The organism is Novispirillum itersonii subsp. itersonii ATCC 12639, assembly GCF_000381985.1.
In the GTDB taxonomy this organism is placed as follows: Bacteria; Pseudomonadota; Alphaproteobacteria; order Rhodospirillales; family Rhodospirillaceae; genus Novispirillum; species Novispirillum itersonii.
In genome coordinates this window covers 137,262-151,798 of record NZ_KB907345.1, presented here as the reverse complement: position 1 = coordinate 151,798, position 14,537 = coordinate 137,262, and the positions used below count along the sequence as shown (strand labels likewise).

Sequence of the window (14,537 nt, the reverse complement as noted above, 5' to 3'; positions counted from 1 at the left end):
GCCTTGCCGTACCAACTGGGCCATTGAGGCCCCGTGCCCGCGTGGGCACGTAAGCCAAGCGGGCGGACGCCCGCGCCCGGCGCCTGAGGGACCCAACAAACAGCTCGGCGTAGCCGGGCGGATGCCCCCGCCCGCCGCCTGAGGGACAGGCCTTAGCTCAGCACAACGCGAGCTTCGGTGCCGTCGGCAAAGGTGTAGCTGGTCAGCAGCGGCACGCCTTCCCAGGCCTTGACCTGCCGGATGACGTTGGTGTCAGCCGGGCGCATTTCCAGGCGGTTGCCCTTAAAGGCCCGGCCCAGCCAGTTCTGCACACGCGGGTGCATCAGCAGCAGGGTGCGGCCGGAGCCGGTGGCCCGCACATCGGCCAGCAGGTCATCGACCATCGCTTCCGTCGGAACCTTGTTCGCCGACAGATCGATGTTGGTGATGGCGGCAATGTTGCGGTCGCCGGTCAGCATCATGCCGAGGTCGCACTTCAGGCGGACGCCGTAAACCAGCACGCCGTTGCTGTCTTTGTAGAGGTTGCCGCCGTTGATCGCCTGCACGTCAAACAGCACGCCGTTGCCAAAACCACGCGGGTTGTACAGGCCAGAGCAGACCCCTTCCTCAAAGCGCACGGCAATGATGGAATAGTTGGCAGCCCCGGTGCCCCCGGCGTCATAAACGCGGCTGCCCTTGCCCGCCTTTTTACGGTCAATGGCATACTGGCGCAGGTTGTCATACACGATGGTGCGTTCGGTGTTCATCCCGGCCATTTTCAGGATCGGGGCGGTCTTGTCGGCGAAGTACTTTTCCTTGCCGCCATACTGGCGGGCCTTATCCTCGCCGACCTCAATCTGGCCGCCCATTTTGGCGAGATCGAAGCGGATCAGCCGGGCGGTGCTGTCCACGGCGGGCAGCGGCGCATCCATGGCGACAAACCCCATGGCGGAGACATCGGCCAGCTCGTCAGCGACATGCCACATATCATGGGTGGAGGCGGCAAAGGGGATGGTATCAAGGATCGGTGCCTCTTCGGTGAGGTTGTCGATCTGCTTCGGCTGCTTACGCGATTTTTCAATGGCGATGGTGCGCAGGGTATCAAGGGCCATACGTCAGGACTCCTGGGATGATGAAACGGGAAGAACAAGGGGAAAGGGAAGAAAAAGCAGGCTGCTACTGCCCGAAGACCTCACGGGCGTAATAGTCTGCGGTGCTCATGGTGGCGTTGCCTCCGCTGGCCCCCGCCGAGACCAGCCTGTGGTCTCCGGTGGCGCGGGCGACCTGCGCGAAAAACTTCAGCATGGCCGGGTGGTCTCCGGCCCCGGTCGTGTTCAGGGCTGCGGTCAGGTCAGGGGTGCCGAACCGGTCAATCGCCCGGCGGGCCAGAGCCAGATTTTCCTCAAAGCGGGCCCCGCCGAACTCGGGATCGACCCGTGCCTGCATCTGCCAGTCCTGCCGCTGCTGCTGCCATGCCTGCCCGGCCTGATCCTGCACCAGCGCCATCCGCTCGGCATGCAGCGAAATCAGCTTCTGGGCCTGATCCTGCGTCAGGTTGAGGTCTCGGGCCACCGGGGTGAACAGATCCATCGCCGCCTGATCCATCGGCATACCGTCAGGCAGGCTGAAGGGCTGATAGCCACTGGGAATCCCGGCCCCGGCCCCGTCTGGTGACGGCTCATCCCGGCCAGTGTCGGGAACAAAGGCGGCGGCAAGGCCAGCCCCGGCCCCCCCATCATCACCCCCCCCACCAGTGGCCCCGGCAGTGTGGGCAGACGCCCCGCCGCTGCCGGAAGAAGAGGCCCCGGCCCCGCCGTCGTCCGGGCCGCGCAGGATCATCACAAAACGCTTAAACATGGGTCTGTTCCTTGCTGATCAGGGTTGCCATCCCCGGCTTAAGGGCCTCGATCCGCTGGTGCCAGCGGGCACCGACGTCCCGGACTCCCAGCCGGTAATAGTCTGCCGCCGTGCCGGTCAGCGGGCTTTCTGCCAGCGGGGCGGTGTCGGCCAGCAGTGCCGCCAGCACCATCCGCCCGCGCGGATCTTCCAGCACCCACAGCAGCGCGGCCTCAAACGCTTCCGCCTGCTGGCGGTTGCGGTCTTCGTAGTCATCCATTGCCGTTGCCTCCTGCCCCGCTCAGGGCGGCGCTGATCCGGCTCAGGGCGTTGTCGCCACCCATGTCGGACTGGCTCAGGGTCTGCGCGGTCTGCGCCCCCTGCTGCATCATCTGCATCATCTGCATCTGCTGCTGCTGCTGGGCCTGCGCCTTCTGCATCGCCGCCACGTCTTCGTCTGACCGCACCATCCGCACCGGGGCCCCGATGGCGTCGGCGAACTCATCCACCGCCTGCTGGGGATCAATCTTCATCAGCGCTTCGGGGAAGGCCTGCGCCATCTGGCCGACAAACCCGGCCAGCCGTTCGATGCTGCCCACCGCCACCGACCGCTGGGCCGACGCCAGCATGCTCCTGAATTCCACCTCCAGCGCCTGCCCGGCGATGTCCTCCGGCGGCGGCGGCAGGATTTCCGCTTCGGTGGCGGCGGCCCACACCCATTCAATCAGCGGGGTCAGCAGTTCTTTGTTCAGACTGTCCAGCACCGGCCCCAGCAACAGCATCTGTTCCTGCTTGCGGGCCTCGATCTCGGTGGCGGTGCGCACGGTCTCAAGCTGCGATACCGCCCGCCACAATGTGCGGAACAGCGCATCGCCGATCCGCTCCCGCACATCCTGCATCTGCGCCACCATCGGCGAGATATCGGGGCGCACCGTCAGCAGCGGCGCGATCTGCGGCCCGGCGGCCCCGCCCAGCGCATCGGTGTAGTTGACCGCCCCCGGCTGGGTGGACACCGCGCCGAACTTGCTCTGACCGGCTGCCACCAGCGGCGGGTTGATCATCTTCGCCACCGCCTGCCCCAGGCTGACATGCATCACCTGCAGCTGGCGGCTGTCATCCAGCGCATCCAGCGCTGCCGGACGGCCATAGGCCGACCGCTCCACATTGCGCCAGCGCACGACGATGGCCGGAAAGCGGTCATAGCCGCCGGTTTCCAGCACATGGGCGGTCTCTGCTGCCTGCTCGAAATAGACCGACAGATAGCGTTTGCTTGGCCCGTCCTTACGGTCTGGCTTGAAATCTGGGTTGGGCTCGATGGCGTGGACCACGTCAATCTCGGTATCCAGCCGCCCGGCCTGATGGTGATTGCGCACCACCTGCGAAACAGCATCGACCCCAAATTCCTGCACCACCTGCCCGACCGTCATTTTAAGATCACGGTACAGGGTATCGACCTGTCCCCGGTTGTCGCGGGCGATGCAGTAATCGCCCCACGGCACCAGCTCGCCCCACACCACGGCGCGGTAATCCTCACGCAGCAGCAGGCACGACGTGCCGACCACGCCCAGATCTTCGTAGATATCCGGCAGCAGACGGTAAATGTTGGAACTTTCAAAGATCGACAGGATCTGTTTGACACAGGCGGCCAGCCACGTTTTCACCGCGCCGGTTTCCATCAGGGCCTGATCCCGCACCTTCAGGCCAACCCACGGACGGGCGGGGTTGGTCATGCCCGACATCAGCCCGGCCCCCAGATCGCGCACCGCCAGCCGCCCGCAGTTGTCGATGATCCGGGGCTTTTTCTTCCCGCTGTCACTGCGGGTCCGCTCCCGCTCCTCGCTGGCATCCAGCGGGCGGAAATGCAGGGTCAGATCCTCGATCAGCGGGCCGACGCCCCGGTTATCGCGCAGGCGCTTCAGCTCCGCATGGCGGCGGGTGACCCGCCTGCGCAGCTCATCATGGGAGAGGGAGGGAGACAGCCCGCCGGGGATCATCGGTCAGCCCCCCAGCAGGGATTTCTGCCCGGTGTTGGCGGTGGTCAGATCGCCCCCGGATCCGGTCAGGATGGTGCCGTTCTGCCCGGCGGCCTGCCGGGCGCGGCGGCGTTCGTCGGTGCGGGCCTGCTGTACCGCCTGATCAGCGGCCTTGGCCGGTTCCGGCGGCGGCGGCGGCGGCTCAACGGCGGGCATCTTGGGTGCTCCCCCCATGCACATGCGGGCATCCTCCAATAATCGGTTGATGCCCGCAGTGTAGGCGGCGCTTGCGCCCCTGTCGGGTGGTGAAGTTCACCACCCTGATCTGTGCATTTCCGCTGGACGGAAATCCGCTTTCCTATAGTTTTGCCTATAGGCAAACTATAACCAAGGTTATGGACACCCTATGTAGGACATATGAGGACCCCACCGTGGAGTTCCGGCTCCGGGAGGATACAGCGATGGCAAAGGCTTTAGACGTAGCGAACGAAATCATCCGGCGGTCCCATGCCCGCGGGAAACCCGTAAGCAATCTGGAACTGCAGAAGCTGGCCTACTTTGCCCACGGCTGGTATCTGGCCCTGTCGGAGGGGCAGCCGCTGATCGACGGCGAACCGTTCGAGGCATGGCGCTTCGGCCCGGTGATGCCGGGCCTGTACCGCGCCTTCAAGGGATACGGCACCGGGCCGATCCCGCTGGACCATCCGCTGTCAAAAACCCCGGAGCTGCCAGACGACCTCGGACAGCTGATCGAGAAGATCCTTGATGTCTACGGGGGCTATACTCCGTATGAGCTGGTCGGCCTGTCCCACGACCCGAAAAGCCCGTGGCGCAGGATCTATCATGACCCGGACGCCCCCGCCAAAATCCCGGACCGGGACATCGCCGCCTATTTCCAGACAAAGCGCGCCGCCTGACCGGACCTGACGCATGACCTCTTCCCCGCCTGAAGACAAGCCGTTTCACGCCCTGAAAATACCACTCAGGGATGTTCATGAAGCGGCTACACCGTCTCCGGAAATCAAGCTGGCGGAGCTTGAAACGGGAGAAGACAGCCGTAAAACCTTCAAATACGATGACCGCACGGTCGCCTTCATCGATATTCTCGGTTTCAAGGAACACATCAAGGCATCCGAGAGAGATCCGGATCTTGTGACCAAGATCTATTATGCCCTCAGCTTCGAAACCCCGAGCCTTTCCCTCGCTGAGAACTTTGCCAAACGTCTTGATCTTAAACCGGGGACGCTGAAAGACATCACCCACAGCTTTTCCGACTGTATCGCCATCTTAACCGGAACCACCCCGGAAGAAATCGGCCTGCTGATCTTCATCGTGTGGCAGAAGTCGCGGGAGCTTTTGCTGAACGGTTTCATCAGCCGGGGCGGCATCAGCATCGGCAAGCTGTACCATGACGACTCACGGCTGTTCGGCCCGGCCTTCAACAAGGCCTTCCAGCTGGAAAGCACCCATGCTGGCGGGGCGCGGGTCATCCTTGATACCAAAACGCGGCAACTGATCGAATGCTACAAGGCAGAGCATGAGGGCACCCTACTGAAACAGTTCTTCAACACCTATGTCCGCCGCGCAAATGATGGCCCGGCATATGTGGATCTGTTCGGAGATATCAGATCCCCAGGCTTCTCCAAAGATCAACCGGTCCCGACTGAGGACATCGCAAAAATCAGTAAAGTCATCAGCGCCGAACTGGATAAAAGCAGCGACACCCCGCATCACTTTCAGAAAATCACCTTTCTCGCCCGTGCCTTCAACGAAGCACTGGGTGTTGGCGGGAGGCCATATTACATTCGTCGTGACACTTTCCCGGACGCGATCCTTCCTCCAGTGAGTTTCGACTACATCGCGTAAGGGTCAAATTCACTGACCGCCATCTGCACCGGGCCGTCTACCGCCCGTCGCGGTGCCCCCCCTGCCCCCAATTGACATTCCGCAACCCCTATGAAATCAATGGGCAATCAATTCAACCGGGGGGGGGTAAGGATGAAACGCTTTGTGGTGTTGGCACTGGCCACTGTTATAACCGTGTGCAATCCTGCCTCCGGCAAAACCCCTTTTCAGGTCGCCGGTCTCTCTCTCGAGATGTCGCCGTTGCAGGTGCAGCAGGCCGTCGTCGCCAACGGATGGACTGAGGATGACGCCTCCGGCTGGACCCTCAAGGAACTGGCCATCAGAACCGAGACCGGGCAGTTCTGGCGCGAGAGCATCAACAGGATGAAGTTCGGCACCAAAACACCCCACCAGAGCCAGGTCAAGGTGGACTTCTGCGGGCGACGGATCTTCCGCCTCGAGACCCAATACAAGATCCCCGAGGATCAGTACGAGGCCGAGGTCAAACACGCCCGTGACGAGCTTCAGGCACTGGGCACGACACCGATCAGGGAAGAAACAAAAGGGCTGTTCCACCAGATCGCCTACAAAGAGAAGGGCAAGTTCGGCTACACCTCGGTCACGTTCACCAAACCGGCCCCCTGGGAGACAGACTATCAGGTGAAGCGGACCCTCTATAGCCCTGAGTGGTGCTAGAGCGTTTTCCGCAAAAGAGAACAGCGGTTTTGCGGTTGAAAACGCTCTGATCTTCTAAAAAGAGCGTTTTCAACCGCAAAACCGGGGCAGCGCGCCCCCTGACCCTGCGCCCCCCCCTCACCCCGCATAGGGGTCAAACTCACTGACCGCCATCTGCACCGGGCCGTCGATGGCCTCCTTGGCGGTGGCGATCAGGGCCAGCACCACGGCGTCGCCCCGGTCGGGGGAGCGGCCAATGCGGCCCTTCAGGTCTTCCTTCTTCTCCACCTGAATCCCCGATGGTGTCAGGTGCCACTTCGGGGCGCACAGGTCAGCCCGCAGCTGCGGATCGGGCGGCAGGGCAAGCGGCTGCGGCGCGGTGGGGTCCAGCGCCTCGCGGAGCCGCCACCACAGTTCCGCCCGCAGGTTGACGAACCGCAGCCGCCCGTCACGGGTGATGCCGTTGGATTTGGCCGCCCCGTTGATGCCCAGTGTCTGCACCCCGTTCCCACGCAGGAAATCATAGGGGCTGCTGCCCCAGCCGACGATATCGATATGCACCGGGGCGCGGTCCCGCCGCAGGGTAATCACCTGCCCGGCCAGCGTCGGGCCGTCGGGGCTGGCCGGGCCCGGCAGACAGACAAGCTGGTCAAACCACACCCCATGACGGCGGGCGATGATGCTTTCGTCCCGGCCCCCCCGCGCCACGTCAACCCCCATGCCATCCATCGGCCCTTTGGCGTCGCGGGGCTGCCAGCGGTCCTGCGCCGCCTGCACCCAGGCGGTGGGAATAATCTGCCACGGGTCATCTTCCATCCCCGCCGAAAAGTCGCCGTTCAGCATCTGCGACCGCAGCGGCTCCGGCAGCGATTGCAGTGTGGACATATAGCCGCTCTGCATCAGATACGGGTTATCGGTGATGCGCGACGGCACAAAGGTGCGGCTGCGCGGGGTGATGATGGCGGTGGCGGAAAAGTCTTTCGGGTCAAACTCATAAACCGGGGTGTCGCCGTCCAGCACAAAGGGCCGGGCATCGGGCACCGCCACGTCTTTTCCGGCGACGCTGCCGAACCAGCGCAGTTCCCCCGCCGCTGCCGGGTTGGGGTGGGCACGGTCCAGCCACGGGGCGAAATACTGGATCACCCACTGCCCTTCCGCCGTGGTCGGCGGGTTGAAGGTCAGCAGGGTGGTACACTTCTGCCCCGGTACCGTGGTGCGGTTCCAGCCCATCAGAAACCGCGCCTGTGTTTCCAGAAAGTTGGTGGCCTCGTCAAACACCAGCAGGTCTTTCGGGCGGCCCTGATGGCGGGTCTCGTCCCCGGCGTGCGGGGTCGAGCCAAACTCGATCCGGCACCCGGCCCGCCCGTGGCCGTCCAGCCGCCAGATGCTGCGCCCGTTAAAGCCGTCGCGCCCGCCCAGAAGCTCGCTCAGGCGTTCGATCACGCCGTTTAACTGGGTGGCCTCCCGCCGGAAGATGGCCGACACCGTGTGGCGGGTCAGGGCCAGCCCGCAGGCCAGATCGGTCTTGCCACCCCCCGCAGCCCCGCCGTAGCCGATCACGTCCGCCGCGCTGGTGTAGGCCACGGTCTGCGGCCCCGGCAGCGGCTGCCACAGCGGCGGGGCGACACCAGCCAGCAGGGCATCCAGCTCCGCCAGTTCGTCGGGGGTCAGGCGGGTCAGCAGGGCGGGATCAACCGGCATTCTCGGCCTCCTCCCCCCGTGCTGCGGCGATGTCAATCAGGGCCTGTACCCGCGCCGCCCGCTCCGCCGGGGTCAGGGCGGAAACCTCCACCGGGCCACCGCCGGGGCCGGAGACCTCCACCCGTTCACGGAACATCCCCAGATGCCGGGCCAGATTTTCCAGCGCCCGCAGCTTGTCGGCGGTTTTGATTTTGGCGATGTGCTCAACCGCGCCTTCGCCCTTGCCCACCGTCGCCAGATCGACCGCCGCCAGCGCCGCCGCCACATCTTCCGGCAGATCAGCCACCGGGATCAGCGCCCCATCGGGCCGGAACACCCGCCGCAGATCGAAAAAGGCCACCCGCGCCAGTTCTTCCACCACCCGGTCGGCGGTGATTTCAGTGCGGCGGGAGCGCCCGGCCTGCGCCGCAGCCACAGCCGCCTGCACCTCTGGCCGGGTCATCAGGTGACTGCCCTGCGTTTTGGCTGACCTCGCGCTGTATCCGGCGCGGATCGCAGCCTGCGTGGCGTTGAGGTCAATCATATATTCGTCAACAAACCGCCGGGCCTTGGCGGACATCGCACGGGGGGCCATCAGTCCACCCCCAGCAACTGTTCAAGAGTGATCGGCCAGCCTTCCCGCCGGATCAGCCGCCAGATCGGGCCGATCTGCGACGCCGGGATGCGCCCGCCCGTTCCGCGCTGGTCGGCTGGGCTGTCCCACCGCGCCACCCAACGGGCATCAAGATTCAGATATTCAGCCAAACGCCGATACCCGCCAGCGGCGGCAATCACCATCCGGGCCGGTGTGTGTTCATCGTGTGCGCGGTGTGCGCTGTGCATCGCATCGCCCTTCTGTCAGGCGGCGCGGCTGATCCCGGGGAGGAGTCTACAGGCGGATGCGGGAGGGAATCAAGAGTGCTGTTTCCGATTGCTGACGTTGAAAAATTCCGATATCGTCACAGCATAAAACCCGGCTCGCTGAAAAGCGCCCGGGTTATATTTCATCTGCATGGAACCACTTATGTAAGTGCTTAAAAGCAAAGACTCCGGATGGCCGTCTAGAGCCACACAGTACGCTAACGCATCCTGTGTGCTTTCACCGCTTGCATCTCGTGACGTGTATATAGAGTCAACGTTTTGTTGAATGACTTATATACACGACTGCGCCGGAGGTGCAAGCAATTTTATGAGTTTCACTCATTAACGCCCGACGAAGGATCGGTTGTCGGCGGGAGTGACGTGATTGCATGGAAGGATAGCACATGGCCAGACTGCGCCTACTGTTCGAAGTGCTGGGGTTCCTGAACGACGTATATCAGTTCTCTGATAACGTCTTGGAATTGATCCAGTATTTCGGCATTCCCCCGATGCTGTAACAGGATCGGCTGCGGGGGCGTCCGGGAACCCCCTGACGCCCCCGCAGTTACCGCTACAGAGAACCGCCGCCCACCTGCGCACCCCAGAGAAAATGCGCGGCGTGGCGCGTTAGCGCGGGCACTTCGTGTTCGTGTGTGCTGTCCACGCCAGCAGGAATTGCTCTTCGCCCCCAAAGTGCTTTTTCTGGAGTTTCTTGAACTGCGGGTCTGTCCACTTTCTGCGGCGAACATCCCATCCGCCGCCGCTTTCCGGGGTCAGTTCGTGTTTTTTATTGGCGGCGTAGGTGATCTGGTTCGTTGCCGCTTCGTAGGCGCACCACTGCGCTACCGTCACCGGTGGCTCAGCAGCGTGCGCGGCGGTTCCGGCCAGCAAGGCGGCGCAGAGAGGGGCTGTATAGTTTTTCATCCCGAAACCTCTATGAGTGAAGGCAGGCGCCCCGGAGATGATTCCGGGGCCTTCATCCCAATCTAACCATCCCTAACCATTACCCGTTTTCCGGGCCGCTGGATCGCTGGTGCGCGGCCCGCCGCAATCGCCGCCTTACGGTTTATCCCCCGCCCCGGCATCCCCCACTTTGGCCTTTATCTCCTTCACGGCATCAACAGCCTTTCCCAGCGCACCGGCTGTTTTGCCGGTTGCGTCCGATACCGTGTCAGCCGCCTTGCCGGTGGTCTCCATCATTTTGCCCAGCAGGTCATGCCATGGGCTGCCATGGGTCGCATTCTCAATCAGGCGCAGGGGCTGTTCGTCAAACCGCGACAGCGCGGACAGCATCAGACCACGTTCAAGGTCATTGCCACCGTGGGCCTTATCAATCTCACTCGCCTGCCTGCGGAACCCTTCGTAGGCGCTGGCCGCCGCTGCCTTGAAGGTATAGTCCTGCGCCAGCCGGAAGCGCTGCCCGATCTGTTTGGTCGCCAACCAGGCGAACCAGATCACCCCGGTCAAGGGCAGAGCGTACATCAGCAACAGCATGGCCAACCGCCCTTCACTCGCCGTTGACGTCAGCAGTATGTCTTTAACCTCGGGAAAATGAGAAAACCCCGCCCATCCCCCGGCACCCAAGGCTGCAAGCAGGGCCACAATCCATATCCGCATGCTCCAGATTTGCGCCCTTGCCTGATCGGAAAAGGCCTTCGCCAATCCCTGCTGGATTGCGGCGGTAAAGGCCTTATCCGCCTTATCGAGGATGCCCCTTGCCGTCTCTTCATGCTCTTTCAGGGTCTCTACAAGCTGAGAGGCGCTTACTTCCAAATTCCCGGTTTTCAACTCAAGAACAGTTAGCTCCTCAAGCTTACTATTAATTAAATATAAAGTTTCCTCCGACTTCTCAACGCGAGCGATAATGGAGGAAATCCCTGCCATCTTATCACCCATAGAAACAACATTAGGTTTAATCTCATCAATATTTTTAGATATTTTATTTATTTTTTCAACTTGAACATCAATTATCAACATAAAATAATGACTACAAACCAATTGATACACATCGCAATAAGAGTTCTCAATCAAAAAAAATGATTCACTATTCATATAATTTATTATTTCTACGTCAGACAACCCCATGAGATCATTAATTTTTTTATTTATTTCAATTGTTTTTTCATAATCAATAAAATCAATTGAAAAATTTAATTTTTCTACACCTACAATTTTAATAATTTTATAAATATATGAAAATAAATCACTCAATCTATTCATATTTTTTTTGAATTTAAAATTAACACTATTATTATGATCTATATTTTTTATTGCTTTTTCTATCTTCTTATGCAACACCTCAAGTCCATCAAAAATATCATCAATATCAGCCATCCCCGCACACCCTCAGATCGTCAGTCCACAACTGCCGCCGATCCTGCCGCAGACGGCTGCGCCCCGTCAACCGGAGGGCGCACTCCGCCCAGTCACACACCCTGACTTTTCGCGTTGACGCATCCGCCCCGCCACCATTGCCGCCGTCCGCAGTCGGGCCATGGCCCCCACCCGTTCCGCCAGTTCTGTTGCCACCTCGGCCCGGATTTCTCCGGGCAGTGGCATCCGGTAGCCGTTGGCCCAATGCCCGATTACCCGCTGGACCGCCAGCCGCAGCAGGTCGGCAGGCAGATCCCGCAGCCCTTCGGCGTACAGCCGGGTCAGCAGCGCCCAATCGTCCACCTCAATCCGGAAGGCCGTTGCCAGCCGCCGCAGCAGGCCAATCAGCACCGCCCAGTCCTCCGGGCTGGCGGGATGGGCCGCGCTTTCCAGCCGCGCCAGCTCCTGCCGCAGCCCGTCCGCCGTTATGCCGGGCGGCAGCGGTTCAACCGGCGTCCACCCGGTCAGGCGCGAGGCCAAGGGCGGCGAGGATGTCGCGGTCGGCATCGGCAGCGGCGGCAGCGCGGCGGGTCCGGCGGGCATCAGCCCGGGTGTCAGGTCGGGTGTCATCGCGGGAAACTCCGGCTTCGGGCGGATTGGCCCCAGTGAGAGGGGTGACTGGGAGCGGGGCGACCGGGGGCGGGGCAGCAGCAGCGGCCAGCGTGTCGGCAATGGCCTGTTCAAAAAACCGCAGGCTCTGCGGCGGGGCCTGCCCCTTGGCCTGCATGGCGGCCATCCGCTGCCGGAACAGCCCGGCACACAGGCCGACGGTCTGGTCCGGGGTCAGCCCCAGCCCCTGCCCCCGCGCCATGGCGCTGACGGCGGCGGTCAGGTCGGTGGCGGCGGGCCACGGTCGGCGCTGCGCCGGTCCCCATGCGGCGGCCCGGGCCTCGTCAAACGCGGCAATGACCCCGGTGGCGGAATCCGTCGCGCCCGCGCTCTCAGCACAGCCCTTTTGTTTATCTGGCCTCTGGCTTCTGGCTTCTGGGTGGGGGGGTGGTTTTGAAGCCACCCCCCTATCCACCCCGGAGGGTGGCGAATTTTCCTGTTTATTTTCAATACTCTTACGACCACGCCGAGAGGATGGCAAAGTTCCGCTTTTCGCGGACTTTTCGCCGTCCTTTCTCTTCTTCTCGTCACGGGTCATGCGCCGGGAGTAGATCACGCGGTTACGCGCCCTGCTGAACACTCCTGCCTCTTCAAGCTCGGTTAGCAATGCGCCAAGCTCTACTGGGGGGAGCCCACACAGGACTGCGAGTTGCGCGTCTGTCACGGGCCGTCCGTTGACGGTCAGGTGGCCATAGGGCTCAGCCTCATGCATCAGGCAAAGCATTTCAACCCACAAACCCCGGGCGGCCAGACTGCACATGCGCAGCTGCGGATCCGCCCGCCAGTCGGCAGGGTAAAACTTCATCCATGGGTTTTTGGCGGCGGCTGTCATTCCGCCGCCCCCCGGTGTTCCCCGGCCTCAATCCAGCCGATGGCCGGGGGCACCCGCCGGAACGGGGCATCCCAGACAAACCACGCCATGGTTTCGGTGGTGGTGGCGCGGGGGCCATCCCACCCGGCGGGATACATGCTGATCCGGTCAGCAAACACCCACACCCGGGCGGGAGGGGTTTCCGCGAACAGGCCAGCCCGGCGGGCCTTGCTCCCCAGGAATTTGAGGTTCAGCAGCATCGCTACCCGCTGAGGTCTCAGGCTCAGGGCGTGGCGGATGATCTCCTCAGCAATCCGGTACGGCGGATTGGTGACAATCGCATGATGGCGCAGCCGGGTTTCCGCCAAGAAATCGGTTCCGCCGATCACCCGGTGTTTCGGGAAATCCCGATCCGCCCGCCCATCGTGCAGGGTGGTGGCAGCCACCGTGTAGCCCGCCTGCCGCAGCACGGCGGCCATTTCGCCGGATCCTGCACAGGGCTCCCAGATGCCCGCGCCGAACTGCTCCACGCTCAACAGGGCGCGGGTGGCCTCCGGTGGGGTCGGATAGTGGTCATCAGCGGGGCGGGTCATCACAGCCCCCCCAGATCCAGCGCCCGGCCCACTGTGCGGCGCGGAATAATCCGGGTGATCGGCCCGACTGGCATCCAGCCCGGGCTTTTCGTCCTGCGCACCGGCATATCCTCAAACCGGCGTCCGGCCATCAGGGTGGCAAAATCGGCTTTTGCGTCCGGTTGCTCCTCAATCCGCACCGGCTTGTTGATGTTATACTTGGTGCAGCAGGTGTAGATGCTCTGGGTTGAGCATCCGATATCCATCGCCAGCGCCTTGACAGGCACCCCGGCGGCGATGCTGGCCTGCAACCAATCGAGCAAATCAGGCGTCCAGTTGATGCCACCGCCTTTAACGCGGGTAACTGCGGGCATTCTCATCATGGAGCCACCTCCTCAACAGTCACGGTCACGCCCGGAGCGTCCCCGTAAATTTTCCGTTTTGTTCCCTCGACAACCTGCGCATCATCCCGCCAGACGATCCCGTTCAGGGCGTCCAGCACCAACTTTTCGAGGTTGTCCAGATCGGGTTTTTTGGCCGGCAGCTCCGCCCCATTCCGGGCCAGTGCCTGCCGCCGTTTCGGCCAGCTGGCAGGCACCGGCAGGACAAAAACCATGTCCGTTCTGACAGGCCCGAGGATAACGGACCGACCTACCATTGCCAGCCGGGCCGCCAGAGCGATGGCGGCCTCTTGGGTGCGGGTCCGTGCCGGGGTATACAGGCGCATCACCCCGCTTCGAACTGTGGCGCGGGGGCGGCCCTTTCCGACCGGCAGGCCCGGTGCAAAAAACTCAACCCGCGCCATCCGGTCAGGCCCCGACCGCCATGCGGTACAGGGTCAGCAGCTGCTCTTCCTCTTCCAGCTCATGCGGTTCCTTCCGGCGCAGGCTGACGACTTTCCGGATGATTGCCGGGTCATAGCCCATTGATTTCGCCTCGGAATACACATCCTTGATGTCAGAGGCGATATTGGCTTTTTCTTCCTCAAGGCGCTCAATCCGCTCGATATAGGAACGCAGTTGTTCGGCGGCTGAAGTATCCATGCTTTCCATTTGTCACCTCGGTTCAGGGGGTGGAGATGTTGAAAAGGTGGCGCAGCTGGTCTGTTATTGTCGCCAGCCGGTCCAGCAGGCTCTGGCTGCTGACGGCGAGGGTGACGTAACCGGCGATAATCACGATTGCGCCCAACCGGCGGGCTACGGAGACCCCCCGCCAGCGGTGGTTCTCAACGTAAAAACTGCCCATGTCAGGACTCCAGGGTTCGGAGGATATCGGCCAGCGCCGCCCGCTGGTCCGGGCGCAGTCCGCCGCCGCTGCCGGTCC

General features: G+C 62.4%; 20 protein-coding genes. 3 read left to right on the top strand and 17 right to left on the bottom strand.

Going from position 1 to position 14,537, the window contains the following annotated elements:
• Nucleotides 1-152: 152 nt before the first annotated feature.
• From G365_RS0114205 to G365_RS0114185, 5 genes are all read right to left on the bottom strand, one after another.
• Nucleotides 153-1,091 carry a major capsid protein gene (locus G365_RS0114205; RefSeq protein ID WP_019646196.1) on the bottom strand — a complete coding sequence of 313 codons (939 nt, stop codon included), beginning with the start codon at nt 1,089-1,091 and terminating at the stop codon, nt 153-155.
• 64 nt (nt 1,092-1,155) lie between these two features.
• Nucleotides 1,156-1,836: a peptidase gene (locus tag G365_RS23090; protein ID WP_019646195.1), complete on the bottom strand. Its 681-nt coding sequence runs from the start codon at nt 1,834-1,836 to the stop codon at nt 1,156-1,158.
• Nucleotides 1,829-2,095, bottom strand: coding sequence for a hypothetical protein (locus G365_RS0114195; RefSeq protein WP_019646194.1), 267 nt, complete (start codon nt 2,093-2,095; stop codon nt 1,829-1,831). The genes G365_RS23090 and G365_RS0114195 overlap by 8 nt, the downstream gene beginning before the upstream one ends.
• Nucleotides 2,088-3,809 carry a portal protein gene (locus G365_RS21680; protein WP_019646193.1) on the bottom strand — a complete coding sequence of 574 codons (1,722 nt, stop codon included), beginning with the start codon at nt 3,807-3,809 and terminating at the stop codon, nt 2,088-2,090. The genes G365_RS0114195 and G365_RS21680 overlap by 8 nt, the downstream gene beginning before the upstream one ends.
• Nucleotides 3,810-3,812: 3 nt before the next feature.
• On the bottom strand, nt 3,813-4,004 hold the full coding sequence (locus G365_RS0114185; RefSeq protein WP_019646192.1) for a hypothetical protein: 192 nt from the start codon (nt 4,002-4,004) through the stop codon (nt 3,813-3,815).
• 245 nt (nt 4,005-4,249) lie between these two features.
• Between G365_RS0114185 and G365_RS0114180 the strand changes: the two genes are divergently transcribed.
• The 3 genes from G365_RS0114180 (at nt 4,250) to G365_RS0114170 (ending at nt 6,329) form a co-directional block, all read left to right on the top strand.
• The gene (locus G365_RS0114180; RefSeq protein WP_019646191.1) at nt 4,250-4,705 is read left to right on the top strand and encodes a Panacea domain-containing protein; all 456 of its coding nucleotides are present in this window, start codon (nt 4,250-4,252) and stop codon (nt 4,703-4,705) included.
• 13 nt (nt 4,706-4,718) lie between these two features.
• Nucleotides 4,719-5,654: a hypothetical protein gene (locus tag G365_RS21675; protein ID WP_019646190.1), complete on the top strand. Its 936-nt coding sequence runs from the start codon at nt 4,719-4,721 to the stop codon at nt 5,652-5,654.
• A gap of 132 nt (nt 5,655-5,786) precedes the next feature.
• The gene (locus G365_RS0114170; protein ID WP_019646189.1) at nt 5,787-6,329 is read left to right on the top strand and encodes a hypothetical protein; all 543 of its coding nucleotides are present in this window, start codon (nt 5,787-5,789) and stop codon (nt 6,327-6,329) included.
• A 117-nt stretch (nt 6,330-6,446) separates the two neighbouring features.
• Here the strand turns inward: G365_RS0114170 and G365_RS0114165 are convergent, their stop codons facing one another.
• From G365_RS0114165 to G365_RS0114105, 12 genes are all read right to left on the bottom strand, one after another.
• The gene (locus tag G365_RS0114165; RefSeq protein ID WP_019646188.1) at nt 6,447-8,009 is read right to left on the bottom strand and encodes a terminase; all 1,563 of its coding nucleotides are present in this window, start codon (nt 8,007-8,009) and stop codon (nt 6,447-6,449) included.
• Nucleotides 7,999-8,583: a terminase small subunit gene (locus G365_RS0114160; RefSeq protein WP_019646187.1), complete on the bottom strand. Its 585-nt coding sequence runs from the start codon at nt 8,581-8,583 to the stop codon at nt 7,999-8,001. Before G365_RS0114160 ends, G365_RS0114165 begins: the two co-directional genes overlap by 11 nt.
• Entirely contained in the window at nt 8,583-8,831 is a 249-nt protein-coding gene (locus G365_RS0114155) for a hypothetical protein (protein ID WP_019646186.1), read from the bottom strand. The genes G365_RS0114160 and G365_RS0114155 overlap by 1 nt, the downstream gene beginning before the upstream one ends.
• Before the next feature lie 645 nt (nt 8,832-9,476).
• Complete coding sequence (locus G365_RS0114145) at nt 9,477-9,773, bottom strand: hypothetical protein (protein WP_019646184.1); 297 nt, start codon at nt 9,771-9,773, stop codon at nt 9,477-9,479.
• A gap of 135 nt (nt 9,774-9,908) precedes the next feature.
• Complete coding sequence (locus G365_RS23885; RefSeq protein WP_155976290.1) at nt 9,909-11,183, bottom strand: hypothetical protein; 1,275 nt, start codon at nt 11,181-11,183, stop codon at nt 9,909-9,911.
• A gap of 66 nt (nt 11,184-11,249) precedes the next feature.
• The gene (locus G365_RS0114135) at nt 11,250-11,702 is read right to left on the bottom strand and encodes a hypothetical protein (protein WP_019646182.1); all 453 of its coding nucleotides are present in this window, start codon (nt 11,700-11,702) and stop codon (nt 11,250-11,252) included.
• Nucleotides 11,668-12,234 (bottom strand): hypothetical protein, encoded by a 567-nt coding sequence (locus G365_RS23880; RefSeq protein WP_155976289.1) that lies wholly within the window; start codon nt 12,232-12,234, stop codon nt 11,668-11,670. The genes G365_RS0114135 and G365_RS23880 overlap by 35 nt, the downstream gene beginning before the upstream one ends.
• A 425-nt stretch (nt 12,235-12,659) precedes the next feature.
• A complete protein-coding gene (locus G365_RS21665; RefSeq protein WP_019646180.1) occupies nt 12,660-13,235 on the bottom strand; it encodes a hypothetical protein in 576 nt (191 codons plus the stop codon).
• Nucleotides 13,235-13,597 (bottom strand): hypothetical protein, encoded by a 363-nt coding sequence (locus tag G365_RS0114120; protein WP_155976288.1) that lies wholly within the window; start codon nt 13,595-13,597, stop codon nt 13,235-13,237. Before G365_RS0114120 ends, G365_RS21665 begins: the two co-directional genes overlap by 1 nt.
• Nucleotides 13,594-14,019 (bottom strand): RusA family crossover junction endodeoxyribonuclease, encoded by a 426-nt coding sequence (locus G365_RS0114115; protein WP_019646178.1) that lies wholly within the window; start codon nt 14,017-14,019, stop codon nt 13,594-13,596. The genes G365_RS0114120 and G365_RS0114115 overlap by 4 nt, the downstream gene beginning before the upstream one ends.
• A 4-nt stretch (nt 14,020-14,023) precedes the next feature.
• Entirely contained in the window at nt 14,024-14,266 is a 243-nt protein-coding gene (locus tag G365_RS0114110) for a DUF2312 domain-containing protein (RefSeq protein WP_019646177.1), read from the bottom strand.
• A 13-nt stretch (nt 14,267-14,279) separates the two neighbouring features.
• Nucleotides 14,280-14,459 carry a hypothetical protein gene (locus G365_RS0114105; protein WP_019646176.1) on the bottom strand — a complete coding sequence of 60 codons (180 nt, stop codon included), beginning with the start codon at nt 14,457-14,459 and terminating at the stop codon, nt 14,280-14,282.
• Nucleotides 14,460-14,537 lie beyond the last annotated feature (78 nt).